20 protein-coding genes and 1 tRNA gene are annotated in these 26262 nt (G+C 61.9%); 13 read left to right on the top strand and 8 right to left on the bottom strand.

Translation table 11 applies throughout. The annotated features are described in order from the left end of the window. Positions 1-316 precede the first annotated feature (316 nt). The 3 genes from PCO31010_RS16305 to PCO31010_RS16295 all read left to right on the top strand — a co-directional run bounded on the left by PCO31010_RS16305 (position 317) and on the right by PCO31010_RS16295 (position 9390). Positions 317-6268 carry an autotransporter domain-containing protein gene (locus tag PCO31010_RS16305; protein WP_150665166.1) on the top strand — a complete coding sequence of 1984 codons (5952 nt, stop codon included), beginning with the start codon at positions 317-319 and terminating at the stop codon, positions 6266-6268. Between the two features lie 112 nt (positions 6269-6380). Further along, positions 6381-8555 carry a tetratricopeptide repeat protein gene (locus tag PCO31010_RS27205; protein ID WP_150665165.1) on the top strand — a complete coding sequence of 725 codons (2175 nt, stop codon included), beginning with the start codon at positions 6381-6383 and terminating at the stop codon, positions 8553-8555. Beyond that, on the top strand, positions 8545-9390 hold the full coding sequence (locus PCO31010_RS16295; protein ID WP_150665164.1) for an alpha/beta hydrolase: 846 nt from the start codon (positions 8545-8547) through the stop codon (positions 9388-9390). Before PCO31010_RS27205 ends, PCO31010_RS16295 begins: the two co-directional genes overlap by 11 nt. A gap of 56 nt (positions 9391-9446) precedes the next feature. Here the strand turns inward: PCO31010_RS16295 and PCO31010_RS16290 are convergent, their stop codons facing one another. Next, the gene (locus PCO31010_RS16290) at positions 9447-10310 is read right to left on the bottom strand and encodes an NmrA family NAD(P)-binding protein (protein ID WP_150665163.1); all 864 of its coding nucleotides are present in this window, start codon (positions 10308-10310) and stop codon (positions 9447-9449) included. Between the two features lie 57 nt (positions 10311-10367). Then, positions 10368-11705, bottom strand: coding sequence for an FAD-dependent oxidoreductase (locus tag PCO31010_RS16285; protein WP_150665316.1), 1338 nt, complete (start codon positions 11703-11705; stop codon positions 10368-10370). 178 nt (positions 11706-11883) lie between these two features. Here PCO31010_RS16285 and PCO31010_RS16280 point away from each other — a divergent pair, with 178 nt between their 5' ends. The 3 genes from PCO31010_RS16280 (at position 11884) to PCO31010_RS16270 (ending at position 14648) form a co-directional block, all read left to right on the top strand. Further along, complete coding sequence (locus tag PCO31010_RS16280) at positions 11884-12729, top strand: AraC family transcriptional regulator (protein WP_150665315.1); 846 nt, start codon at positions 11884-11886, stop codon at positions 12727-12729. A 53-nt stretch (positions 12730-12782) separates the two neighbouring features. Beyond that, a complete protein-coding gene (locus PCO31010_RS16275) occupies positions 12783-13853 on the top strand; it encodes an ArsO family NAD(P)H-dependent flavin-containing monooxygenase (protein ID WP_150665314.1) in 1071 nt (356 codons plus the stop codon). 162 nt (positions 13854-14015) lie between these two features. After that, entirely contained in the window at positions 14016-14648 is a 633-nt protein-coding gene (locus tag PCO31010_RS16270; RefSeq protein ID WP_150665162.1) for a hypothetical protein, read from the top strand. 170 nt (positions 14649-14818) lie between these two features. Here the strand turns inward: PCO31010_RS16270 and PCO31010_RS26975 are convergent, their stop codons facing one another. Continuing rightward, positions 14819-15211, bottom strand: coding sequence for a hypothetical protein (locus tag PCO31010_RS26975; RefSeq protein WP_246184637.1), 393 nt, complete (start codon positions 15209-15211; stop codon positions 14819-14821). A 365-nt stretch (positions 15212-15576) separates the two neighbouring features. On the opposite strand from PCO31010_RS26975, the gene PCO31010_RS16260 reads away from it, so the two are divergent. Continuing rightward, complete coding sequence (locus PCO31010_RS16260; RefSeq protein ID WP_150665161.1) at positions 15577-17322, top strand: glutaminase; 1746 nt, start codon at positions 15577-15579, stop codon at positions 17320-17322. 125 nt (positions 17323-17447) lie between these two features. Here PCO31010_RS16260 and PCO31010_RS16255 read toward each other — a convergent pair whose 3' ends face one another. Both PCO31010_RS16255 and PCO31010_RS16250 read right to left on the bottom strand, forming a co-directional pair. Further along, positions 17448-17747 carry a type II toxin-antitoxin system RelE/ParE family toxin gene (locus PCO31010_RS16255; protein ID WP_150665160.1) on the bottom strand — a complete coding sequence of 100 codons (300 nt, stop codon included), beginning with the start codon at positions 17745-17747 and terminating at the stop codon, positions 17448-17450. Then, positions 17744-18001 (bottom strand): type II toxin-antitoxin system ParD family antitoxin, encoded by a 258-nt coding sequence (locus PCO31010_RS16250; RefSeq protein ID WP_150665159.1) that lies wholly within the window; start codon positions 17999-18001, stop codon positions 17744-17746. Before PCO31010_RS16250 ends, PCO31010_RS16255 begins: the two co-directional genes overlap by 4 nt. Before the next feature lie 231 nt (positions 18002-18232). On the opposite strand from PCO31010_RS16250, the gene PCO31010_RS16245 reads away from it, so the two are divergent. Together PCO31010_RS16245 and PCO31010_RS16240 are read left to right on the top strand one after the other, a co-directional pair. Then, on the top strand, positions 18233-18565 hold the full coding sequence (locus PCO31010_RS16245) for a hypothetical protein (protein WP_150665158.1): 333 nt from the start codon (positions 18233-18235) through the stop codon (positions 18563-18565). A gap of 109 nt (positions 18566-18674) precedes the next feature. Beyond that, positions 18675-18887, top strand: coding sequence for a tyrosine-type recombinase/integrase (locus PCO31010_RS16240; RefSeq protein WP_343039214.1), 213 nt, complete (start codon positions 18675-18677; stop codon positions 18885-18887). Positions 18888-18934: 47 nt separating this feature from the next. On the opposite strand, the gene PCO31010_RS16235 is transcribed toward PCO31010_RS16240, so the two are convergent. Next, positions 18935-19019 (bottom strand) — tRNA-Leu (locus tag PCO31010_RS16235). 183 nt (positions 19020-19202) lie between these two features. After that, positions 19203-20372, bottom strand: a complete 1170-nt coding sequence (locus PCO31010_RS16230) for an ABC transporter substrate-binding protein (protein WP_150665157.1) — start codon at positions 20370-20372, stop codon at positions 19203-19205. A 549-nt stretch (positions 20373-20921) separates the two neighbouring features. On the opposite strand from PCO31010_RS16230, the gene PCO31010_RS16225 reads away from it, so the two are divergent. From PCO31010_RS16225 to PCO31010_RS16215, 3 genes are all read left to right on the top strand, one after another. Continuing rightward, positions 20922-21971: a BamA/TamA family outer membrane protein gene (locus PCO31010_RS16225; RefSeq protein WP_257959555.1), complete on the top strand. Its 1050-nt coding sequence runs from the start codon at positions 20922-20924 to the stop codon at positions 21969-21971. A gap of 81 nt (positions 21972-22052) precedes the next feature. Continuing rightward, positions 22053-23189: a hypothetical protein gene (locus tag PCO31010_RS16220; RefSeq protein WP_246184636.1), complete on the top strand. Its 1137-nt coding sequence runs from the start codon at positions 22053-22055 to the stop codon at positions 23187-23189. Positions 23190-23209: 20 nt separating this feature from the next. Further along, positions 23210-24394 (top strand): BamA/TamA family outer membrane protein, encoded by a 1185-nt coding sequence (locus PCO31010_RS16215; protein WP_150665155.1) that lies wholly within the window; start codon positions 23210-23212, stop codon positions 24392-24394. A gap of 4 nt (positions 24395-24398) precedes the next feature. Here the strand turns inward: PCO31010_RS16215 and PCO31010_RS16210 are convergent, their stop codons facing one another. Beyond that, entirely contained in the window at positions 24399-25340 is a 942-nt protein-coding gene (locus tag PCO31010_RS16210; protein WP_150665154.1) for a CysB family HTH-type transcriptional regulator, read from the bottom strand. A 133-nt stretch (positions 25341-25473) separates the two neighbouring features. On the opposite strand from PCO31010_RS16210, the gene PCO31010_RS16205 reads away from it, so the two are divergent. After that, the gene (locus PCO31010_RS16205; protein WP_150665153.1) at positions 25474-26250 is read left to right on the top strand and encodes a sulfite exporter TauE/SafE family protein; all 777 of its coding nucleotides are present in this window, start codon (positions 25474-25476) and stop codon (positions 26248-26250) included. Positions 26251-26262 lie beyond the last annotated feature (12 nt).

Genomic DNA, 26262 nt, shown 5'->3' with positions numbered 1-26262 from the left:
TAGTCCGAATGGTTCGTACCGCTTCTCGCCGCAACGGTGCATCTGTGTTTCGCACAGGTCGTTCAACCACGTCGCTCATCGGGCGAACGGGCTCATCTCCTCCATTAGCGCTATAGCAGCGTAGTTGCGTCGCTATCCCGACGCGCTCTCGTCCGCATTTCCGCCTGATCGACATCGAAGCACTTCGCCGCTTGCGGCGAAGCGTTCGTGTATTGGCGTCTGCACGAGTGTATTGCCCGGGAAGCGGTGCCGAATTCCGTTATTCGTGCATCGATTGCATGACAAGTAACCATAAGAATCAGAACCTGGGGATCAAATGAATCACATCTACCGCGTGGTGTGGAGTGCCAGTCTCGGCATGTATCAGGTGGCTTCCGAAGTGGCGAGCGGCCACGGCGGCAAGTCGCGCTCCGTCGACCGTCGCCGTGCGCGCAAGGCCGCTGCCGTTGCGGCTGTGGCGGTCGCGTCGATGAACGCAGGGGCGGTTTTTGCCGTGCCCGGGCCGGTCGCCACGATGGACGGTGTGACGCAACTCTTCTCCGGCTCGCCGGACACGATTACGTCGCCGAACTGGGCCTTTGACGGAACCAACCTGACGATCTCGGGCGCGTTGCCCGCGACGTTCGCGACGATCACCGGTGGCCTCGGCACCATTTCGAACGCCGGATCGATGAGCGGTGCGTACGCGCTGTCGTTCTCTGCTGCAGCGAACGTGTCTCTTGTCGAGAACACCGGTTCGATCAATGCAGGTAGCAACTCGGGCTCGTACAACAGCGGCGTCATCGGCACTTTCGTCAATCGCGGGTCGGTGACGACGGGCACGTTTGCCGGGATCGGCAACGGCGGTCAGATGACCCGGTTTGAGAACACAGGAACGATCACCGGGTTCTTTCAGGGGCTGAACAACCAGGGTACGTTGACGGAGGCCATCAACAGCGGGTCGATTGGCGCGACGGCCGGGTATGGCGTACTCAACCAGTCGCAACTCGGCACGCTGAGCAACAGCGGGCGCATTTCGGGCATTTTCGGGGTCGCTGCCGTCAAGGGCAGCGCGCCGAATCCGCTGCTTGGCACTCTGCTCAATAGCGGCACGATCGCCGGAACGGAAAAAGGCATCTCCAACAATGGCACGGCCATCACCACCATCGAGAACCTCGGTGGCGGACAAATTACCGGCACAGATACCATCATCGGCATTGGGCTTTCCAATGCCAGCGCGGTCAGCGGCACGGACTATCGCGGCACGATTGGTGCGATCAACAACGCCGGTACGATTTCGGGTGGCCTCTACGGGATCTACAACACCGATTCGATCGGCACGATCAACAACCTTGCGTCCGGTCTGATTACCGGACCGACGGCGGCGATTTCGAACCAGTCGACCGACGCCATGATCGGTCAGATCAACAACGCTGGCACCATTGCTGGCAGCATTCTGTATTACGGCTCGCAGGCGCTGTCGATTGCCGGTGCGACGGGCACGGCCTTCGGTACGCTGACGGGCTTCGGCGGTTCGGTCGTCGGTACGCTGGCCAGTCCGTTGGCAGATGTGCATTTCAACGGAGGCAACCTCCTGTTGAACGACATCGTTGATCTGGGCAACGCGCGCACGGCGTTCAACGATGCCTCCGTGTTGCAGGTCAACCAGCCGATCTACATCTTTGGTAACTACGCACAGGGTGCCAACGCCACGTTGCAACTTGGCGTGGGCAACGGTGCCGTCACGACGGGCAACGTTGGCCTCGACGCCGGGTACGGCTATCTGAAGGTGACGGGCAACACGACCGTCGCCCCGGGCTCGACCATCGCATTGCAGTCGCTGGGCTACAACTTCGCAGCGGGCCAGCGTTTTGTCGTGATCGATACGGCGGGGTCCGCGACCTACAACGAAGGCACGCTGCGTTACGTCGTCAATGGTTACCCGTACCTCTCCGGCAGCGGTGCAAGCCTGCCGGTTTCCGGGCACCAGGATCTGGTCGTGACGGTAACGGCGCCTTTTGTGGGTGCGATGGGCGGCACGGACACGCTGGTGGCCGGTACGCCTTCGTCGTCGCCAAACTGGGCTTACGACGGCACGAACCTGTCGATAGCAGGCACCTCGTTCGCGACCATCACGGGCAACATGGGCACGCTGTCGAACTCGGGTACGTTGACGGGCGCCTATGCACTCTCGACGTCCTCGGCGGGCAACATCGGTCTTGTCGAGAACGACGGTGTGATCGCCGCGACCAGCAACACCAGCTCGGGCCTTTACAACGGCGGTACCATCGGCACGCTGGTCAATCGCGGTTCTGTGTCGACGGCGGCCTATGGTGGCGTCAGCAATGGCGGCACGATCACCCGCTTCGAAAACTCGGGCACCGTGACCGGTGCGTTGCAGGGGCTGAACAACAGCAACACGCTCACCTCGGTATTCAACTCCGGCACGATTCAGGCAGCCAACGCCTACGGCGTGCTGAACTCGGCGCAGCTCGGCGCGCTGACGAACACGGGGCTGATCTCCGGTTACTACGGCCTGATCTCAAGCAAGACGGGTTTGGCCAATGCGACGCTCGGCACGCTGACTAATAGCGGCACGATCACCGGATCGAACAAGGGCGTGCTGAACAGCAACGCCTATCTCGGCACGCTGGACAACCAGGTGGGCGGCCAGATTCTCGCCACCGGTGGCCTCACTGCGGACGTCGCTGCGGTGAGCAACGTCGCTTCGAGCACCATCGGCCTTATCAAGAATGCGGGCACGATTTGGGGCGCCTACTACGGCATCTACAACGATGCTGCGGTTGGCACGATCAACAACCTTGCCGGTGGCGTGATCAAGGGGATTGGCGGTGCGATTTCGAATCAGGCACCGACGGCGTCGATCGGCCAGATCAACAACGCGGGCACGATTGCGGGCTGGATCATCAACCGTTCGCAAAACAATCTGTACATCAGCGGTGCGACCGACGGCACGTTCGGCACGCTGACCGGTTTCGGCCCCACTTATTCCAGCACCATTGTCAGCACGAACGCCGACGTACATTTCAACGGCGGCAAGCTGGTGGTGGACGATCACTTCGATCTCGCAAACACCCGCACGGCGTACAACGATTCGTCGGTGCTGCAGATCAACAACGTGCTTCGTGTCGCGGGCAACTACTCGCAGGCTGCCGCGGGCACGCTGCAAATCGGCGTGGCCAACGGCGCGTTGGCGACGGGCAGCATGCTGACGGATGTCGGCTACGGCCGTCTGCTCGTCTCGGGCAACACATACATTGCGCCGGGATCGAGCATTGCGCTGCAATCGCTGGGCTATAACTTCGCGGCGGGTCAGCGCTACGTGGTGATCGATACCGCGGGTTCGGCCATCTACAACGAAGGCACGCTGCGCTATGCCGTGAACGGTTATCCGTCGCTCGCGGCCAGCGGTGCCAAGGTCGGTAACGGCAGTAACACCGATCTCGTGGTGACGATCTTCGCACCGGCTAACATCGGGACCATCGCTGGCACGTGGCCGCTGACGCCGGGCACGGCAACCGGCACGCCGGACTGGGCCTACGATGGCGCCAACCTGACGATCTCCGGCACGACCTACGGATCGATCAACGGTTCGCTCGGCACGCTCACGAACAACGGCACGTTGACCGGAACCTCCGCGCTGTCCGTCGGAACCAATGGCGGCAGTATCGATCGCGTCGAGAACAACGGCCTGATTCATGCGACCGGTGCGACGGATTCGGCGATCTACAACGGCGGTGTCATCGGCACGTTGCTCAACAAAAGCACGCTGCTTTCGGCCAACATGGCTGGCGTGAACAGCGTGACCGCGCTGACGCGTCTGGAGAACTCCGGACAGATCACCGGCGGCCGGTTCGGCGTGATTAATGCCGGTGTTCTGACGTCGGTTGTGAATACCGGCACCATCTCGGCGGCCCCGACGGCGTCGACGATTGTGGGGCTGGCGAACACCGGGCAGATCGGTTCGATCAATAACAGTGGTCTGATCAGCGGCTACACCGGCCTGATGCTCCTGCCGTCGGGCAACGTCTCGCCGCGCACGACGCTCGACACGCTGACCAATAGCGGCACCGTGGTCGGTCAGTTTGCCGGTGTAGGCAACTACGGTGGTTCCATCGGCACGATCAACAACCTCGCCGGTGGCAGCATCAAGGCGACGGACACGAGCTATTCGACGGGCATCAACAACGACTGGGGGACGGCGAACGGTGTGAGCACCGGGGGCACGATCGGCCAGATCAACAACGCGGGTACGCTGACGGCCGGTTACTACGGGATTTACAACGCGAATTCGATCGGCGTCATCAATAACCTTTCCGGTGGTCTCATCACCGGTTTGGGCGGCGCTATCTCGAACCAGAGCGTCTCGTCGTCGATCGGTCAGATCAACAACGCGGGCACGATTGCGGGATGGATCATCAACCGCTCGCCGAACGATCTGCGCATTGCCGGTGCAACGGATGGCACCTTCGGCACGATCACGAGCTTCGGCCCAACGTATGGCGGCACGATCGTCAGCACCAATGCCGACGTGCGCTTTAACGGCGGCAACCTCGTTGTGGGCAACAACTTCGATCTGGCTGGCACGCGCACTGCATACAACGAAGCGTCGGTGTTGCAGATCAACAAGGCGATTCAGGTCTCGGGTAACTACGCGCAGTCCGCAGGCGCAACGCTGCAAATCGGCGTGGCTAGCAATGCCGTGACCACTGGCGATCCGGCGACCGACAGCGGGTATGGCCGCCTCGTGGTGAGCGGTAATACGACGCTTGCCGCCGGGTCGAGCGTGGCGCTGCAATCGCTGGGCTACAACTTTGCCGCCGGTCAGCGCTATGTCGTGATCGATACGGCAGGAACGGCGAACTACAACGCCAGCTCGTTGGTGTATCGCGTCAATGGTTCGACGACGCTAGACGCCAGCGGTGCGGAGGTAGCAAACGGTTCACACAAGAATCTGGTGGTGACGCTGGCCAACGGCACCGGTGCCAACAACGGCAGCGGCAACGGCGGTATCAACAACGGCGGCAATACGGGTAACTCGGGCAACTCGGGCAATGCCGGTGGCACGGGCAGCAACCCCGAAGCCGGGAACGGTAACAACGGCGGCTTGCCAGCCTTCGATCCGCGTACGAACGCGACGATCGCGTCGGCACCGAACGCGACGTCGGCCCTGCGCGGATTGTTGGGCTACACCGGTGTGAGCGATCCGCAGTTGCTCAATCTGTTCAACGCCACGCTCGGCTCGCTGAGCGACCGTTCGGCCGATTCGGCCAACCGCGTCGGAAAGCAGCTCGCACCCGCGCAGAACGCGCGGGCAGCCGGTGCTGCGACGTTCGGTTCGATGAACCTCGTGAACTCGCACGTCAACGGTCTGCGTGTGGCACAAGCGGGTGGCACGGGTGTGGCGACCGGCGACAGCGCGGCCAACTGGGGCGTGTGGGGCCAGGCGTTCGGCGGTCACTCCAGCCAGAATGCTCGCGAGAATGTCGACGGTTACAGCGCCAACTATGGGGGCCTGCTGGTGGGGGCCGACCGTGCGTTCGGCGATCGCGTGCGCGCGGGCGGTGCGTTCCAGTTCTCGCGCACCGTCATCAATAACGATGGGAGTACGTCGGGCAATCAGACCAGCGTCAACGGCTATGGCCTGATCGGTTATGCCGCCTACACGGGTGAGCCGTGGTACGTGAACCTGACGGGTTCGGTCGTGCTGCAACGTTACAACTCGACGCGTCTGGTTTCGATGCAGGGCTTCAGTGGCGCGGCCAACGGCAATTTCAACGGTCAGCAGTACGCAACCAGTGCCGAATTCGGCTGGCCGCTTGCGCTGGGCCGTGCCATCGTCACCCCGCTCGCGAGCATCACGTACAGCTACCTGAATCAGAACAGCTACACGGAAACCGGTGGCAACGGTACGGCCTTGTCGGTCAGCAGTGCGGGCAGCAGTTCGGTGCGTAGTGCTCTGGGCGCGAAGATTGCCATGCCGTTCGAGACCTCGTCGGGCACGTGGACGCCGGAGCTTGGTCTGCGCTGGGTGCACGAGTACAACCGCACGCGTCAGACCACGGGCGCGAGCTTTGCCGCAGACCCGACCGGGCAAACCGGCTTCACGACGGTGGGGGCGACCCCGGTGTCGGATCTGGCCGAAATGTCGCTGGGTGTGACGCTGATGCGGGCGAACAATCTGAGTGCGTCCGTTCGCTACGATCTGCAAGTGGGGTCGGGCTTCGTGTCGCACACGGGCATCGTGCGCGTGCAGCAGCGCTTCTGATCGCCTGACACCTTCAGACGGTATCGGCGGTCGCAATCATTGACATGGCTGCGACCGCCGTGGAAGTATCGCGCAGTACCCACGGCTTCCCGAGTTTCCCGAACGTCATCCGATGTCTTCCGCCCCCTCCTCCCCGTCGCCTCACGGTGCGTCGTCGTCGCCCGCTGCTGCCGGGACGCTCACTTTTGCGCAAGCGATTGCGCTGGCGAATTCCCATTGGCAAGCCGGACAGGCGGCACAGGCCGAAATGTTGTGCCGACGTGTACTGGATGCCTCATCTGAACACCCCGACGCGCACTATCTCCTTGGCCTGATGGCACATGCTTACGGCAAGCGCGACATGGCGATCGAGCATCTGACAACCACGTGCCGGGCACCGGGTGTGCATGCGGCATGCTGGTCGGATCTGGCGGAGATGTATCGTCAGGCGGGGCGTCTGACGGATGCCGTGGCGGCGGGGCGTCGCGCCGTCGAGATCGATCCCGCGTTCGCGCCCGGATGGAACAATCTGGGCATCGCATTGCAGGAATCCGGTCAGCTCGAACAAAGCCTGACGTGTCTGACGCGTGTGGGGGATCTCCAACCGGGATCGGCGGACGCGCAGAACAATCTGGGTAATACCGCACGACTGCTGGGACGTTTCGACGTGTCCGAAGCGCATTATCGCCGCGCGTTGGAAATCGATCCCCGGCGTGCCGATACGCTGAGTAATCTGGCGTCGCTGTTGAGCTTGCAGAAACGTTTCGACGAGGCGGGGGGACTGGCGCGCCGGGCCATTGAACTGGCGCCCAACTTTGTCGACGCTTATCGGAATCTGGCCGATATCGAACTCTCGCGCGGCAATGTTGCGGCTGCGTTGCAGGTCGTGGAAGTGATGTCGGCATTCGCTGCGCAGCATCCCTCGACGTTGGTGGCACGAGCGGGCGTGCTGCGTCTGGTCGGACGCCTCGACGAAGCGCTCGTCAGCGCGCGAGCCGCCATCGGGTTACTGCCCCAAAGCACCAACGTGCAGGCCGCGCTGGCGGCGGTCGAAGCGGATATTGCGAGACGTGACGCCGCCGGGGCACCTGACGCGCAGGCGTCGCAGGTATCGCAGGCGGGTACGTTGCACGATCACGCATCCGTTCATCAAGCGGCATCCGAACGCATTGCGGCGCAGGATTTCGAAGGCGCAGAGGCGCTGCTGCGCGATGTCGTGGCGGCGGGCGCTGCGCCCATGTCGATTTGGCGTCTGCTCGCGATGGCCTTGCGCGCACAGGGTAAAGCCGAGGCTGGCCGTGACGTGCTGGCGATGCTCGCGCGTCAGGTCCCCGGTGATTTGTCCAACCGGTTCGATCTGGCCGAATCCCTGCTTCTGCTGGGCGATTTCGAGCGGGGCTGGCAAGAGTACCGCTATCGCTACAGCCTCGAACATACGCAATCGATTGAGCGCAAAGTCCAGCGTCCACGTTGGGACGGTCAGCCGATTCCGGGACAGACGTTGCTTATCCACGATGAGCAGGGATATGGCGATACATTCCAGTTCATGCGCATGGCGCGGTGGGTGCGCGAGCGCAGTCAGGCGCGGGTGATCTTCGAAGTGAATCCCGAAACATTGTCGATTGCCCGCCGGATGTGGGGCGAGGTGGATATTGTCGGACGCGGCACGCTGCCCGTTACCTTCGACCAGCATTGCGAACTGATGAGCCTGCCGATGGCGATGGGCCTCAAACTCACCGATTTGCCCGGCGATGTCGGGTATCTCAGTGCGGATCCCGAGCGCATCGCCCATTGGCGCGCGCGTCTGGCCGACGTTCCCCGGCCTTGGATCGCAACAGTCTGGGCCGGACGCCCGGAGCATGTGAACGACAGCAACCGATCCGTATCTCTCGATCAGCTTGGGCCGCTCGGCGCGAGCGGTGCAACGTTCCTCTCGATCCAGAAAGGACCCGCTTCGTCGCAGGCGCAAACGCCGCCGGCAGGCATGACGATGGTGTCGCTGAGCGACGAGATCCGTGACTTCGAAGACACCGCCGCCATTTTGCATCTCGCAGATTTGCTGATTTCGGTCGATTCGTCCCCCGTGCATCTGGCCGGCGGGATGGGGCGGCCGGTCTGGGTGCTGCTGCCGTTTGTACCCGACTGGCGCTGGTTGCTCGGTCGCGACGATTCGCCGTGGTATCCGGGGATGACACTGTTCCGTCAGTCCGAGCGCGCAGCGTGGGGGCCTGTGATTGATCGGATGGGGCGGGCGCTCGCCGCCTTTGTCGCGCAACGACGTGGTGTGGAGTTGCAGGATGCAAATTAAGGCCTTGCTCGGTGGGTTCGCGTGTCTGGTTGCCACCGTGCTGATGTCAGGCTGCGCGAGCCTCGATCGCGATGCCCACGCTCAGGCGTTGGCCGACCCGGCGGGTTTGCGTCGTGAGACGGTGACGGGCGGACCGTTCGTGCTGACGGTGTTCTCTCGCATCACGAAGACCGACGCGCCGGTGAATGTCTATATCGAAGGCGACGGACTGGCGTGGCTGTCGCGAACGGAGCCGTCGCTCGATCCGACGCCCGTCGCTGCGACGGGGCTCGCCCTTGCGGCGGCCGATAAATCGCCCAACGTGGTGTATCTCGCGCGTCCCTGTCAGTTCACGCCAATGGCACTGAATCCGGCATGCGGGGTGCAGTATTGGACCGGCAAGCGCTTTGCGCCGGACGTCATCGACGCAATGAACGAGGCCGTTGGAAAGATGGCGGCGCGCGCGCCCGGGCAGCGGTTGGCGCTCGTGGGCTATTCCGGCGGTGGCGCGATTGTCGCGCTGATTGCCGCCCGACGACAGGACGTCGCGTCGCTTCGGACGGTCGCCGGTAATCTCGATGTCGAGTATGTGAACCGCATGCATAACGTGTCGGCGATGCCGGCGTCGCTCAATCCGATCGACGTTGCAACGCGAGTCGCGACGATACCTCAGATCCACTTCAGCAGCGAACAGGACACTGTGGTGCCCCCGGACGTCGAGAAGCGCTATGCGGCGGCTGTCGGTGGGAAGTGCGTCAAGACGGTTGTCGTCTCCGGCCTTTCGCACGACGGCGAGTGGGCTGCGCGATGGCCTGCATTGCTCGCACAGACGCCCGTGTGCGGCTCGGCACAGTGACCGAGCCGAAGGGCGTCAGGCGCGGGCCATGAAGCCGTAGACGCTCACTCTCGACTTCAGGTTTCCCGAACCAGCGCGGTAATCGCGTCGAGCAGCGTGACGTCTCCGCGCATGACATGCCGGCCGTTGTCGCGAAACTGGAAAGTGCCGTCGTTGAACCCGTCGAGCATCTGGATGCGCGGCAGCGGGTTGCGCATGCCTTGCGCGCGGAACAGCGGGTCCCACCCTGCACGCGGTACGGCCTCGGCGATCACGTCTCGCACGAGGGCGCGCGCCAAAGCAGCGGCGATGTCGTCCGGCGAGTAACGCTCCGGTCCTTCGATTTCCCAGATACGTTCGCCGTCGAAATCCTCCTGCATCGCACGTGCGGCAAAATGGCCGACGTCGTTCGTCGACACCATCGGAATGGCCCGGTCCACCGGTGCCAGATAGCTCGGCAGCTCGCCACGTTCCCGGGCGGGCGCAATGTCCCACGCAAAGTTCTCCATCAACCATGCAGGGCGCAGGAAGGTCACGGGCGAGCGTACCCCGCGCACCGCCTCTTCGAACAGACGCAGCGCGGTGATCAGGCTGGGAGTGTCGCAATCGGCACCAATGCTCGACAGGCACACCACCCGCCTGGGGTTCGTGGCGCTCAGTGCTTTGACGATGGCGTCGATCAGGTGCCGAGCGTGCGAGAAGTCGAGTTCCGGGTCGGCGTTCGGCGGGAGCATGACGAAGACGGCTTCGCTGCCACGAAAGGCGTTGGTCAGCGCATCGGCGTCACCGTTCTCCGCCACCGCGATCTCGCCGCCAAGCGTGGCCCATCGACTTGATTTGACGGGGTCCTGAACAATGGCCCGCAGTGGCAGGCCGGCGGTGAGCAGATCGTGTCCGATCACGCCGCCAACGCGACCCGTGATACCCATTACGGTGTACATAGTCACTCCTCACGCGCAGTAACGTTGCCGTAAAAGTAACACGGGATCGCGGTCGTCTCACAAATGCATCAGATCGGCGGATTGCCGTGTCGATGCGGGCGACGGGCCGCGACGCGCGTTGAGCAGTGCGGCGCCAGCATCGGCAAGACGCACCGCCTCGCGCGCGCGCTCGCACATGTCGCGCTCATAGGCGGTGATGGCTTGCCAGAGCGGCACGTGGCCGTCGGCGACCGTGCGCAGATGCCGGGTCAGTTGCGCGGCGTCGCGCAACGCCGTGTTTGCGCCAAGTCCCCCGGCGGGGCTCATCGCGTGGACCGCATCGCCCAGCCCGGCCACACCGTCGATCTGCCAGGGCAGCGGGCTGGCGGTGCTGCGCACGGGCGACACGCGGACCGTTTCGGGGACCGCGTGCGAGAACAGCGAGCCGAGATGCGGGTGCCATGACTGTGTCATCGACTCGATGCGCGCGAGCGGCATGGCGTCCGGCATTTCCGCGCAGGTGTACGCAGGGCCGAGCAGCGTTCGCGACGGACCGATGAACGCCCAATAGAGATAGTCGGAGACTGGCGAGAGGGGCATCCGGGCGGGTGCGCGCTTTGTCTCGGGGGCCATATCGCCACGAAGCGGACGACGAAACAGCATCGCCTCGACGATGACGGCAAATCCGTCGGCAAACACGACGGTGCTGCCTTCCATCATGGTGGCCTCGCCGTGGGCGTCCATCAGCACGAGCAGGGCGGTCGACAGCGGCGTGAGGCCGTAGATGCAGATGTCGCCCGTCTCGCGAGGGGCCATGCCCGGCAACACGTATTCGCGAACGCGGGATTGAGTGCCGTCTGCTGCAATCACGAGCCCCGGCAAGCTTTGCGTGCCGTCGTCGAAATGGGCGATACGGCGGCCGTCGGCAATCGTGGTCGTGCGCGAGAACGATTTGCCGAAATGCACACGATCGAGAATGCCGTCGAGCAGAATTTCGCGAAGCGTCTGGCGATGGACGCTGACGTCGCCGGGGATGTCAGGGGCATGCGGCGTCGGGCGCGCGGCGCCGGTCGTGGTGCGCTGGCGATGGTCTGTGACGGCCGAATCGGTGTGCGCGTCGTGCCAGCTAGGCGGTAAGACGACCTTGGCGTCTTCGAGTTGAGGGGTGACGAATCGCCCGCCGGCGCGCGCCACGGCCGCACGCTCGCGCACGCGGTCGATGCCGCCGTCGGACAGGCATTCGCTCAGGGCATCCAGGCCGTTGGCGTCGATGCGCAGGCGATACCCCTGGAAGCGGGCGTCGGGGGCGGGATCCCGCTCGTAGACATCGAACGAGATTCCCGCGCGGCGCAGGCCCTGCGCCAGGCACAGGCCGCCCAGACCCGCGCCGATGATGTTGACATGCAAGACTGACATGATTTCGATGGGCCGTCATGAGGCGGCCAGCAGTGGCACTTCGCTCATTGTCCGCGCGCTCGCGTTTGACCTGATAACATTGTTTGGTCATAAAACAATGCAAATCGGACAAACATCGGACAAACGTATGAGCACCGATTCTCTCGACCTGCCGCGCAGGAAACCCGACGTGGGGCTGATGCAACTCGACGACTCGCCGTTCGCCCGCTACAAGCCGAACGACCGGCTCGACGGCCCGCCCGTCTGGGCCTTCGGCGGGCGCGATCACGAGCGAAGTCTGTTCAGGATCGGCACGCGCGAGCTGGATTGGCATTCGCACGTCCGAGGCCAATTGTTCTGTATTCACGCGGGATTGGCGCACGTGCATACGCCGTTCGGCGCGTGGGTGTTGCCGCCCTACCGAGCGGGATGGATTCCGCCCGGTGTCACGCATCGCGTGTCGCTATCGAGCGTGGTGAGCGGGTGGATCGTGCTGGTGACGCCAGCGGCTGCGACGACATTGCCGTCCACGCCCTCTGTGGTGGGCGTGTCGGAGTTGCTGGCGGCGCTTGTCAAACGGGCCGTGTCGTGGGCGCTGCGAGACGTGCTGACGGACGAGGAGATGCGGCTTGCGCAGGTGCTGGTCGATGAGATCGCGCGCGCACCTGCCGAGCCGCTCGGGCTGCCAATGCCGACCGATGCGCGCGTAGCGCGTGTGGCGCGTGCCGTGCTCGACGATCTGAGCGGGCAGACCTCGCTGGAGGCGCTGGCCCAGCATGCCGGTGTGTCGTCGCGCACGGCACGGCGTCTTTTTGTGGCGGAAACGGGGATGGGGTTCACGCAGTGGCGGCAACAGGCGCGTCTGGTGAGTGCGCTTGAACGGCTGGCAAACGGCGAACCCGTCGGTACGATTGCCGATTCGCTCGGGTACTCGACCCCCAGCAATTTCATCGCCATGTTCCGGCGTGCCTTCGGAGAATCGCCAGGACGTTATTTCCGTCAGGTGGGGCCGCGTGTGCAGGCGGATGACGAGGAGGGGGCATGAGCCTGCAAGAGATGGCATCGCCGCCTTCGTCATCCTTGCCTTCGTCGTCTTCGATGAGGCACGTCGATACGCTTGTGATCGGCGGCGGCCAGTCGGCGCTTGCGACGGCGTACTTCCTGCGTCGATGGCAGGTGAACTATCAGGTGCTGGACGATCAGACGACCGCGGGCGGCGCATGGCAACGGGCGTGGCCGTCGCTGCAACTTTTTTCGCCTGCGCAATGGTCGTCATTGCCGGGGTGGCCGATGCGCGGCGGCGAGATGCAATACCCGTCGAGAGACGCGGTCGTGACGTATTTGCGCGAGTACGAAGCGCGTTATGAGGTGCCGGTGATGCGTCCCGTCAACGTGACGAACGTCGTCGCACAGACAGACGGATTGCGGGTGAGTACCGATCGCGGCGACTGGCTGGCCCGCACTGTCGTCAGTGCAACGGGGTCGTGGCGTTCGCCGTATGTGCCGTCCTATCCGGGGCAGGATGCGTTCGGCGGACTCCAGATGCATTCGGCCGAATACGCGGGGGCGCAGGGGCTGCGCGGGCGGCGCGTGCTGGTCGTCGGTGGTGGCAATTCGGGGGCGCAGATCTATGCCGAAGTGTCGCAGGTGAGCGAAGCGACCTGGGTCACGCTAAGTCCGCCGTCTTACTTACCGGACGACGTCGACGGACGCGTGCTGTTCGAACGCGCAACGGCACGCTGGCAGGCTGTGCAGCAAGGCTTGCCGGACCCGTATCCCGATAGCGGGCTGGGGCACATTGTCATGGTGCCGTCGGTGCTTGAAGCGCGTTCGCGTGGGGTGTTGCGCACAGTGCGTCCGTTCGCGCGATTCGTCGAGGACGGTGTCGTCTGGGAAGACGGGACGCATACGACGGTCGACGTCGTTATCTGGTGCACCGGATTTCGGCCTTCGCTGGGTCATTTGCGCGGCCTGGGTATTGCGCAGGCCGATGGGCGGATTCGCGTCACCGGGACAAGGAGCGTCGATGAGCCCCGACTATGGCTGGTTGGCTACGGCGAGTGGACGGGGTATGCGTCGGCGACGCTGATCGGCGTCATGCGAAGCGCGCGGGCGACGGCGCAAGAGATCGTGGCTCATCTGGCCGCACCTATGTCGGCGACTACGTAGAACCGAAAGCACAGCGCAGCGGGATAGAGTGGTTCTCATGCAGTGACGGGCGCGAGCGCAGCGGAGCCGGACGATCGCAAAAAAGCCGCATATTTCGCACGAAAGCGCCTTCACTGCACATCGTTTACCCAACGTGTCGACGCCTGCGAGGTGAGGGCGACGATGCGACAGAAGGTGCAGATGAAGATGGGAACACTCCGGAAAATTGATTCACGTATTACACGGTTCAAAGTAGGGCACGCGGATGCCCGGCACAAGCACGATGAGATGCGGTTGCATGAAAGAATTGCGTCCGTCGAGGCGGTGTTACCGACCCTGGCAACCAAGGAGGATCTTGCTAGGGAGTTCGGCACGGTTCGTGCCGAGACGCATCGCGAAGTTGGCGGCCTCAGAAGCGAGATGCATCAGGAGTTCGGAACGGTGCGGCAGGAGATGCATCAGGAGTTCGGAAAGGTGCGTCAGGAGATGCATCGGGGGCTCGGAAAGGTACGGCAGGAGATGCATCAGGAGTTCGGAAAGGTGCGTCAGGAGATGCATCGGGGGCTCGGAGAGTTGCGTCAGGAGATGCATCAGGGGTTTGGAGAGTTGCGCCGAGAGATGCATCAGGAGTTCGGCAAAGTCCGCAGCGAAATAGCAGGTGAGATCGCGTCGGTCAGATCGGACATGCACGCGCTGGGTGCCGGGTTACATCGCGAACTACATGTGCTCACCTGGCGACTAATCGGCACCATCGTGACGGTCGGCACAGCGCTTGTTGCCGCGACGCACTTTCTCTCGAAGATCAGCCCACCGTAGTCGCCGACGGTTCTCGCGTGGGCGCAAGGCCGACGTGACGCGCACCCAAAGGTTGGGATCGCCGCCGAAACGGTGCGCGTGCAGACGCCGCAGCACCCACTCGGGCGAACCGTGTCAGATCGTCTACAGGCACGGACGGCCCGCCACAAACGGCGAACCGTCCGCCGCGATTAGCCCATGAGTTTCGGCCGCTTGCCGGGGCCAGGCGAATGGAGCACGCGGCACGGGCTGACGAACTTGTCGCACGCCACTGCGGCTTGCGCGAACGTTTCGAAGTAGATCGCGTGATCGTCGTCGGTGACGTGCGCTTTTTCGATTTCCGAAGCCGTTTCGTTCCACGCCAATCCCAGATACTCCCCGTGCTCATAAAACCAAACTACGTAGCCTTGCCGAGCTAACGATTTCGGCACGTTCAGTGTTCCGCAGCGCTTGCGATTCTTCTTAACGACGTCGCTGCTCTTCTCGGTCTTCGCGTCTTTAGAAGCGTTCATGAAGGTCTCCCATAAATGTACGGTTAGGGTGTTTTCATGATGGCAGGCGTGAAGTGACGTGAGTTTCAGCATCGTCCGAATCGTTCTGCCCGATCGCTGCCACGCGCAAGGCTTCGGCGCTTTTCCCAATTGAATATGAAAACGTAGTGAGCGCTTCGATCCATGTGCTACGCGGTATTGCGCGCGGCGCGAGGGATCCGACGACGACTGCGCAGCGTTCGGCGCGAGATCTCCGCGCTATCAACCGATTCGGAAATTACGTGATGTTATGAAGATAGCGACCTGATTGCCGAGCCGTAGCGAACGGACCCGATGAGGTTGTCGCGTCGAGTATGCGATGAGCGAACCATAGAATCGGCTTTCCTGGTCGTACCTGTAGCCTAGGGAAATAAAACATCGTTTAGGGATGCTCTTCTCGAAATGCCGAAGCCGTCGCAATGACGGCGGGGACACACGGCGATCTTGCCGCAAGGCGAAGCTCTGAGAGAAATAGGGTCATCGAACAGGTTGAGACCAGATATCTCCGAGTTCAAGAAAGTCGCCGCATCATGAAAATTCTGTCTTTTGTCCCACGGATTCCCGTGGATGACGTTGCTTCTGTGCATCTTCAACCATGTCAGGCAGATCCTGCCGGTCGCGTGATGATCGCCGACCTGATGCACATTCGGAACGTGAGTGAGGGGGCGCGAGAGGACATCTCGCCTTCGGCGGTCTATCGGAAATCGTATGTCGTGGACGCTGCGCTGCTGAGCGAAGTGATTCGTTCGCGTGCTGCACCCGTCGGCAAAGGGCGTCCCGTTCAAGGCATTCCCGGTACGAATCCGTGTGCGGAAAAGCGCGCTATCTCTTTGATGGACACGCGCACGGGAAAGATCGTCAGCGTTGGCGATATGCATCACCGCTTTTCGCAGCAGAGCATGTCCAAACCGGTGGCGATGGCGCTGGCGATTCGGTTGATGGGCGGTCAGCCTGAGCGCTACGGTCGATACGTCGGGATGCAAGCATCTACGCTCCCCTATAACGATGCCACGCTCGCACCCGACGGCCGTCCGTTCAATTCGAGTGTGAACATCGGTGCGCTTGCAACGTGGATGCTGATTCAGATTCACACGCCGTCGGGCAGCGATCCGTTCGATGGCTTCCTGGAGATGATGAAGTCGTTGACGAGAAATCCGGGGTTGAGCGTCAATGAAGCCATGGCCGCCGGAGAGTTCGAGTTTTGTCCGCCTGACCAGGCAATGAGTCGCAACCGGCAATTGCTGGCGACGCTGGATGCCTCGGGCTTTGTGGATGAGGATAGTCTGACGATTTATGCGATGCGCAAACATGGCAAGGCATTCGTCGACGCTAACTCGACACGTGCCGGCGGACTGACGTCCGAGTTCGCCTTGTCATGCAGGCGAGCGCTTTCCGAGGATGCCTTTCTTAGCTATTGCAGAGCCTGCGCCGTGATGGTGAACACGGAGGACATGGCAAACGTTGCCGGGGTGTTTCGCAGTGGTGGCGTGCAGGTCGATGTGGAGAATGGGACGCGCAGGCGAATCCTGCCTTCCTCGATTGCGGACTATGTTCGATGCTCGAACGACATCAGCGGCAGCTATGAAGAGTCGGGGACGCAGTTCAGAAAAAACGCGTTCGGTGGAAAGACGGGCGTCGACGGAGGTATTTTCGGCAGTCTTTACCGGCATCCGAACCTCGTCGTAGCGACGCATCACGCCGACTTGAACCCCGTGGGGAATTCCGGTGAAGGGCAAAAATGGATCAGCACGCTGAACAAGCTGAACCTGGTACTGCCTTCGGCGCGACGTGCGGCCTTGGGAATGGCACGAGGGCTTATGCGTGCGCGCCCGATGGCGGGACAATTGCCATCTCACGCGCTCGGACCTTCTCCCCGTGAAATGGATGCGACACTGCAATCGGAGATGACCCCGGAAACGCGTCGCGCGCTGACCAATGCCATGCCGGTCATCGATGGGGTGAGGCGAGACTTCTATGTGAAAGCGCCGGACATCCGCAAGGCGAAGGACATCGCCGTCGACGCAACGCACGTTCTGTTGGCTCGCGACATTCACGGCAGGATGAAGCGGTACTACCACATGTCGCAAGACCGGCATGCGTTGGAGAAGATTGTCGTGGTCGACGAGATGTCGGGGGCGGTGAGTGCGGCGCGGGAACAGGACTGAGCCGTCGGACGGGATGAACGACTGCGCCGCTAGTGATTCCAGCGGTTTATTGGGGGATGTTTAGGGGGGCTTTCGAGGGCATTCGCAGCACCACTTTTTCATCCTCGGCACTTCAATTGATGCCATCAGGGAAACAGAATCGCCGCGTAATTTCGTGCGCCGTGCAGGATGTGGACGATGTCGATACGCTCGTCCGACTCGACCACACGATAGAAGATTTGGTAGTTGCCGTAGACGCGATGTCGGATACCGAAGCGCTCATAGCGCGGCACGACGGGGAAGGCGTACGGCATGTCTGCGAGGCTCAAACACTTGTCCCGCAGTTCTTGAATGAATGCTACTGCGCGGCGCGGATTGTCCAGCGCGATGTAATCACCAACGGTCTCAAGGTCTACGATGGCTTCGGGCAATAAGTGAACGATCATCCCTCGTCGTCCACCTTTGCCTGATACTTCTTCTCAAGGCGGTCGAACACATCAGCGGCTGGCTGCCCCTTACCCGCTGCGGCATCTGCAATGCCCTTCTCAACCATCGCATCCAACGCCGCAAGCTGCGACTCACGGTCCTGAATCAGACGGACCCCCTCGCGCAACACCTCACTCTTCGAGCCGTAACGGCCCCGCTTCACCAGTTCGGCGACGTACTCCTCAAGCGAGCGCCCGAGTTCTGCACTGATCATGATTTCCCTCCTGTTGGAGTTGGCTAGGTCAGTGGTCACTCTAGCATTCTTATCAACAGTTATCAAATCACGTGCCCGCCCCTCTGAATTCAGGTCGCCGCCTTTGGTATTCCGGCGCATTGGCCGTTTAGCCGAAAAATTTATCGGAAGTTGCTGAAACGCAAGTATCTGCGCGCCTGACATGATGAGTTACGTCCCCCAGTGAACTATTCCTATCCAAGTGGAGGCACCGTGACAGACGCAAGCGAGCGCAGCATTACGCCACACGATGTTGGCTCGACCAAGAAGACCGACGCGTCCAAGGACAAGCAGCGAGTACCAACGTTGCCGCCGTCATTTCCCCGCAAGGGCTACGTGATTTGGTTTCATGCGCATGCCCGTTACCTCGGCTACGCGTGGGATGAGGAGCAGAGAGAAATCCAACGGGCGCATGTACCTGACCCGGACCATGCGATTTACTTCGATACTTTTGCGGAGGCGATGGTGGCGACAGAACGATTGTTCAGTCCGTACTACATACTTCACTCACCTAAGCCCGGAGCGAACCCGAAATTGGTAAGGTAATTTTGTAGATGGCCCATCTCATGCGGTGGGCCGTCGATGATTTTCTACGACATTCACAAGCACTTGCTCTTGACCATTTAGCGCCCCCCGTTATCTGCCTCAGCGAGGCTTGCGAACTCGATTCGATGCGGCTCGCGAGGCTGCCGGGGTTGCTAAGGATGCATTCCAGTGTCGCGACCTTCGGGCCAAAGCCGGTACCGACAAAGCGGAGTCAACGGGAGATATTCGAAAGGCCCAAAAGCAACTTGGCCACCGCTCTTTGGTAATGACCGAGCATTACGTGCGCGACCGTCTCGACGACAAAGTCGAGCCGACGAAATAACCGAATTGCGGAGCATGGCGGAATCGCCAGATGTCTTGGAAAAGCCGTGGTGCCCAGGGCCGGAATCGAACCGGCACGCCTTGCGGCGGGGGATTTTGAGTCCCCTGCGTCTACCAATTTCACCACCTGGGCGGGTGTGCCGACACCGAACGGTGTCGCAGCGTGAATCGTTCGATAAACCTGACGGCTCACCGGACGAAGGCGAGATTATGACCGAAATTTTCTCCCGCCACAAGCCCGCTTCGGCAGCTTTGCGTCACCGGCGGTGCCAAACCTCAGGCTTGGCACCGCCGACAATCGTGCCGTTTCCCGATATCAGTCGGAGACGTAGACAAACTTGCCGTTCTTGATCTGTCCCATTACTCCGGCACGCTGATCCAGACCGACGTGGTCCTGCGGACTCAGGTTCATGATGCCGTTGGGGATCGCGAGGTTATGCGTCGACTCCAGCGCGTCGCGCAATGCCACACGGAACGCGGGCGTGCCCGGCGCCGCAACCTTGGCGGCACGCGGCACGGCGTCGTTGAGCAGATCCCATACGCCGTAAGCATCCGCCGCGAACTGGGTCACGGTGTCCGCGCCGTACTTCGCTTCGTACTTCTTCGTGAACGCAAGCGCCGCTTTGCGGGCGGGATGTCCGTCCGGCAGCGTCTTGGCGACGACGCCCGGTTGCGTCGGGAACAGGGTGCCCTCGACATCCTTACCGCCGACACGAACGAAGTCGTACGTCGCAATGCCGTGCGTCTGATAAATCTTGCCGGTGTAGCCGCGCTCCTGGAGCGTGCGCTGCGGCAGTGCAGCCGGTGTACCCGAACCCGCCACCAGAATGGCGTCCGGCTTCGCCGACATCAATTTAAGCGCTTGCCCGGTCACGCTCGTGTCGGTCCGGTTGAAGCGTTCCTGCGCCACGATCTGCAATTTGCGGAGCGCGGCGAACTTCGAAAATTCCTTCAACCAGCTATCGCCATAGGCGTCTGCAAAGCCGATGAATCCGACCGTCTTCACGCCGTGGTTGGCCATGTAACGGGTCATCACGTCAGCCATGGCCGAATCGTTGGCGGCCATCTTGAAGGCCCAGCGACGCTTGGCGTCCTGCGGCTCTACGGCCACCGCCGAACCGATCAGCGTGACCATCGGCGTTTCCGCTTCCGAGATCGGGTCGAGCATGGCCAGCGCGCTCGGCGTGATGTTCGGGCCGACGATCACGTCCACCTTGTTTTCGCTGATGAGCTTGCGTGCGTTTTTGACAGCCGTGCCGGGATCGGAGGCGTCGTCCAGAAAGATGTAATGCACCTTCTGGCCACCGATCTGGTCAGGCCAAAGCTGCATGGCGTTCTTGCTGGCAATACCGATAGCGGCCGCCGGCCCCGTCGAGGACAGGTCAATGCCAACGGTCAGGTCGGCACGGGCCGCCGTCACTACGCCGGACAACGTCAGAGCAAGCAAAACACCCGACAGGCGGATGCCGCGAAGAGGTGAGCGCATGGGGTCTCCTTTTGGTCGAATCGCGTAAGCATACCGCACCGTCCGCGTCAGACCAGCAAGGAAAAATACTCCCCGATTCGGGGCGTGAGCAGCGCGTCGCCCGGACTCAATCGCCGCTCGAACCGAGTCAATCGCCCAACCACCGGTGGTTATCGGGAATTTAAAAATTATTTTTGACTAAAGCTTGTTAAATGTCTTAGTGTTTTGTTGAAAGTTGGTTTAATTGAGTAATTAATTAGTAATTAAAATTACTTTGCTTGACGTATTTGATATTTTTGAAAATTAAATATCACTGAATTTCATTCTCGTTGCCGGAGAGCGAACAGCCAATGCAGAGACTGTCGTGGGAGGAGGCGTAGAACGATGCCCGGCTACGTGACGCATGGGTGCCTTCAGCGAAACCTGGCTGCGGTATTAGCGCTGTGTATTGCCGCCGCAACGACTTCCGTCAGCGCGCAAACATTGGATGGCACAGCCGCAGCCAAACAGGCCGATCAGATTGTTGCACCCGATAAACCCGGCACCTTAACCGAACCCACTAAAGAAAAAGTGTCCTGGCATTCAAAGGACGACAGTAATTTCGATGCCAGCGATTTCCTGCTGAATCATCGTGGCGCGTTACCCGTCCCGATGATCATCACAGAACCGGCCATTGGATATGGTGGCGGCGTTGGGCTGCTGTTCTTTTCCGAGTCGATGGCGGACGCCGCGAGAAACGCAAAAGAAACCGGTGTCATGACACCTCCGAACATCACCGCCGTCGGCGGGATGTACACCGAAAACGGGACATGGGGTGCGGGCCTCATGCACTTCCATACGTGGGGTGGCGACGCCATCCGCTATCTCGGCGGCCTCGCCAAAGTGAACATGAAGACGGACTACTACGGTCTGTCGAGCGCACCGCGCTCATATCAGTTGAACGGCTGGTTGCTTGTGCAGCAGGTGCTGTTTCGCATCGGACACTCGCATTGGTACATCGGGCCGCGCTACACGTATTTCGATTCGAACACGCACTTCACGGGACAGGTGGCGCAGGAGGTCGGTCTACCCGATGCGCAGCGCCGTATCGGCAAGGTCGGTCTGGTGATCGACTACGACTCGCGCGACAACATGTTCTTCCCGAATCGCGGCAGCTATATGGAACTGGAACTTCAGGCCGCGCGCCCGTGGGCTGGCAGTTCCCAATCGTTCGAGACCTATAACGGACGCGGCTACACATGGCTGCCGCTCGCACGCGACTGGGTACTCGGTTTGCGCCTCGACGGTCGCTTCTCGGCGGGCGATACGCCTTTCTACGCGCAGCCCTATGTGAAGCTGCGCGGCGTGCAGCAAGGGCGATATCAGGACCAGAACGCGGCGATGGTCGAAGCCGAGGTTCGTTGGAACGTCACACCGCGCTGGTCGGTGCTGGGATTCAGCGGTGCGGGACGCGCGTGGGGCAAGTGGAAATCCTTCTCTGAAGCCGACGCCGTCGTGAGCGTCGGCGCAGGGTTTCGCTATCTCATCGCCGCCAAGCTGGGTCTGGCCGTAGGCATCGACGTCGCCCACAGCAAAGGGGAGAACGCCTTCTACATTCAGGTCGGTAGCGCGTGGCGCTAACGATGGACGGTCAATACAACCGGCTTTAGAGAACAAGGCACACTCATGGGATCGTGGCGTAGTGCGAGATGTTGGTGGATCGTGGCAGGAACGTTCGCGTGCCTTGTCGGCGTGACGCGCGAAGCCGCCGCCTGGGGTGCAGGGGCGACGGGGGCGACGATGGTCGCGCCGACGTCCGACGCCGGTGGCGACGTGGCGGCAAGGCGCGGATGGTATCGCGGCGTGATCGGGCCGACGGCCACGCCCTCCGGCGATAGCGCTTCGCCACCGTCGGGTGTCGCAGGCACGCCGGAGGACAGGGCGGCCGCCAACGCGTCGGCATCGTCGAGTGGCGCAGCCTCGCCTGACGCCACGACATCTTCACCCGCTGCACCGAAACATTGGGACCATGCGCTGCCGTTTTTCGCGCAGCGCGTTGTCGACCGGGGATACGACCTGCCGAATCCGTACGACGTCGGTTATTCCTATTTCAACGGCACGCAGCGGTATCAACTCAGCAACCTGATGGTTGGCGCGAACGGCAACGGCCTGCGCTCGGCCGACTTCGTGCAGTTCGATCAATCGCGCATTCGCAGCGAATCGAACCAGTTTCAGCTTGGCGCGTGGTTGTTTCCGTTCATGAACGTGTACGGCATCGTCGGCAACGTGCGCGGCGGCGGCGACATCAACATCGGCTTCTCGTCGCTCACAGCGCTTGAACAGTTTTTCGGACTGAACATCGGATGTGCGGGACGGCGTCCGCCACCGAATTGCGCGAACCCGATCAAGCTGCCGACGGCGCACGCCGACTACAGCGGACACACTTACGGCGGCGGATTCACTTTGGTCGGCACCTACGGCGATCTGTTTTTCTCGCTGCCGGTGACGTACACGGTCTCGGACATCTCCATGTCCGACTCCCTCATCCACTCGTGGAACATTTCGCCACGCATCGGTTGGAACTTCCATCTCGGATCGGCGGGCATTCTCACCCCCTACGTCGGCGCGACGTGGTTTCGCACGCGCGCCGTGATCACAGGTCACTTCGACGTGCCGATCGAAGCCGCAGGCGGTCAGACGCAGCGGCTCGATTATCAGATCGATCAGTCTGTCACAGGAAGCTGGAGCGGCGTGGCAGGGGTGAGCTGGGCGGCGAGCAAGCGCTTCGGTCTGCTCGCCGAGTTCGGTTACGGCTACAACCGTAGCGACGTCATCCTCACTGCCTTCCTGAGGTTCTGATGCGCGCCCCGGCATTCATCGTGAGACAACGACCGGCGTTGCGCGCCGTCCTGACGTGGGCGGTGGTGGCCACGGCCGCGCACAGCGGTATCGGATTCGCCCAGACGCCGCCGACGGCTGCGCAAACCCCGCCTGCCGCACCACAAGGCTGGCTCGACCGACTGCTCGCGAAGCTGGGCGCGGCAGACAAGGTGGACGTCAGTCACGGCATGGACTGGGGCGTTATGCCGGGGCCGTTCTACAACCCCGAGATGGGCTTCGGCATCGGCGCGGCCGCTGTGGGTCTATATAAGACGCGCGACGCTTTACCGACCACCCAACTCTCCACGCTGACACTTCACGGCTTCGGCACGACGACCGGCGCGTTCGGCATCGGCGTCGACAACACCACTTTCTTCACCGACGATAGTTTTCGCTTCGTTATCGCGGGCGCTGTCGTGAACATGCCCACGCAGTATTGGGGCGTCGGTTACGACCGCGCGAGTAACGACGACAACCGTGAGAAGTACACCAAACGTAGCGCCTTCGTGCGTCCGACCTTTCTGTGGCGGCTGTGGCCCAGTGCCTACGGCGGTTTCGGCGTCGACGCCCACTTCGATTCCGCCGTGAATCGCGACAAGGGCGACGCGAGCGCTTTCGTAACAGACCCCATCGGGCCATATGTGCGCAGCATCGGTCTGAGCGCTAACTTTTCTTACGACACGCGCGACTTCATCCCCAATCCATACAAAGGACAGGCGCTATCGCTCACGACCACGGTCTACCGGCGCGCCTTTGGCAGCAGCACATCGTTCGAGTCGTTCGAATGGGCGTACGACCACTACACGAAGTTTCGCCAGCGCGATGTGCTGGCGTTCGACGTCTATGGAAAGTTCAGTTGGGGAGATGTGCCGTGGAGCATGATGCCGACGTTTGGCGACGGCAAGCACATGCGCGGCTACTTTCTGGGGCAGTACCGCGACAGGAACATGCTCACGGCACAGGTCGAGTACCGGATGCATCTCGTCGGACGGCACGGCGTTGTCGCGTGGATCGGAGCGGGGGCGATTGCCGACCGCCCGGGCGATCTGGCCTCGGCGCACTGGCTGCCCAATGGCGGGGTCGGCTATCGGTTCGAATTCAAGCCGCGCGTGAACGTGCGCTTCGACGTGGGCTTCGGCCGCCAGACGCGCGGCGCCTATTTTCAAATCAACGAAGCCTTCTGATCTATCAAAGCTCGTAGCTTTCGTGCTCGCCGCGCAGCGCCTGTTCGACCAGCTTGCGGGTCAGGATCGGTGAAAGCAGCTCAACCATCGTGAAAACATATCCGCGCAGATAAGCGCCTTGTTTGAGGGCGACGCGCGTCACGTTCGTTCCGAACAGATGCCCCACCTGAATCGCACGGAGATTGCGGTCGCGCTCAGGGTCGAACGCCACACCCGCCAGAATCCCCACACCCAGTCCCAGTTCGACGTAGGTCTTGATGACGTCGGCGTCGATGGCTTCGAGCACGATGTCCGGCTCCACGTGCCGCAGCGCGAATGCCTGATCGATCTTGGCGCGACCGGCGAATTGGGGGTCATAAGTAATCAGCGAGTACTTCGCCAGATCCTCGATGGCCACCGAAGGCAGTTGCAACAGCGGGTGATCGGGCGGTACGACCGCCACGTGCTGCCATTGATAGCACGGCAGCGACACCAGATCTTTATAGCCTGCGATGGCTTCCGTGGCGATGGCCAGATCGGCCTGATCGTGCAGCACCATCTCGGCGATCTGCGTCGGACTGCCTTGCAGGATCGACAGACGCACCTTCGGATAGCGCTTCTTGAACTCGGCCACGGCGTGCGGCAGCGAGTAGCGCGCCTGCGTGTGGGTGGTGGCGATGGTCAGGCTGCCCTGATCCTGAGCCGCGTAGTCCTTGCCGATCCGCTTGAGGCTCTCCACCTCCATCAGGATCCGTTCGACGGACTCGAAGATGATGCGACCGGGCTCGGTCAGGTTACGGATGCGCTTCCCATGACGGGCAAAGATGTCCACGCCAAGCTCTTCTTCAAGCTCGATGATGGCTTTGGAGACGCCCGGCTGGGAGGTAAATAGCGCTTTGGCGGCTTCCGTCAGGTTGAAATTCTGGCGGACGGCTTCGCGCACGAAACGGAACTGATGCAGGTTCATTTGTATAACTTTAGAAAATATACAAACAATTTTTAATTCGTTTGAAGTATATAGCCTTTTCATTACAGTGGGTGCCACTGTTTCGATAACGTTATTCCCTACAGGCATTTAGGACCCACCAGGAACGTCATCCATGTCGCTGTGGCTCGAACCCCTTTCCGGATTTGGCGTCGGCCTGCTGGTCGGCCTGACCGGTGTAGGCGGCGGCTCGCTGATGACGCCGTTGCTGACGTTGCTACTGGGGTACGCGGCCCCCGTCGCCGTGGGCACGGACCTCGCGTTTGCCGCCATCACCAAGAGTTTCGGGACGGTGGCACATCGCTCGCACGGCCATGTGAAGTGGCATATCGTGCGCCGGCTCACATTGGGCGCGCTGCCGGCGGCGCTGGTCACGATCCTGTTCCTCAAGCGCCTTGGCGGTATCGACGAGTCGACGCTGCACGTCATCAAGCTGACGATTGCCGCCTCGGTGCTGTTGACCGTGCTCTCGCTGCTGTTCCGCGCCAAATTGCTGGCTGCGTTGCGCACGCATCCCAACTGGCAACTGACGGGCCGTGCGCAAACGATTGCCACCGTCGTGGTGGGCGCAGTGATCGGCGTACTCGTGACGATTTCCTCGATTGGCGCGGGCGCCGTTGGCGCGACGCTGATCCTGATGCTGTACCCGCAGTTGGAACCGGCCGAAGTCGCCGGTACGGATATCGCCTACGCGGTGCCGCTCACGGCGATCGCGGCGCTGGGCCATATCTGGCTCGAGACGGTGCACTGGGCACTGCTCGGCAGTCTGTTGATCGGCTCCCTGCCCGGGATCTGGCTCGGCGCGAAGCTCACCCGTCATCTGCCCGAGCGCATCGTGCGCGGTGCGCTGGCGGCGACGCTCACGCTCGCGGCAGTGAAGCTGGTCGGCTGACACCCACACAAA

This window comes from Pandoraea commovens, assembly GCF_902459615.1.
Classification (GTDB): domain Bacteria; phylum Pseudomonadota; class Gammaproteobacteria; order Burkholderiales; family Burkholderiaceae; genus Pandoraea; species Pandoraea commovens.
This window is presented reverse-complemented; position numbering and strand designations above follow the sequence as displayed.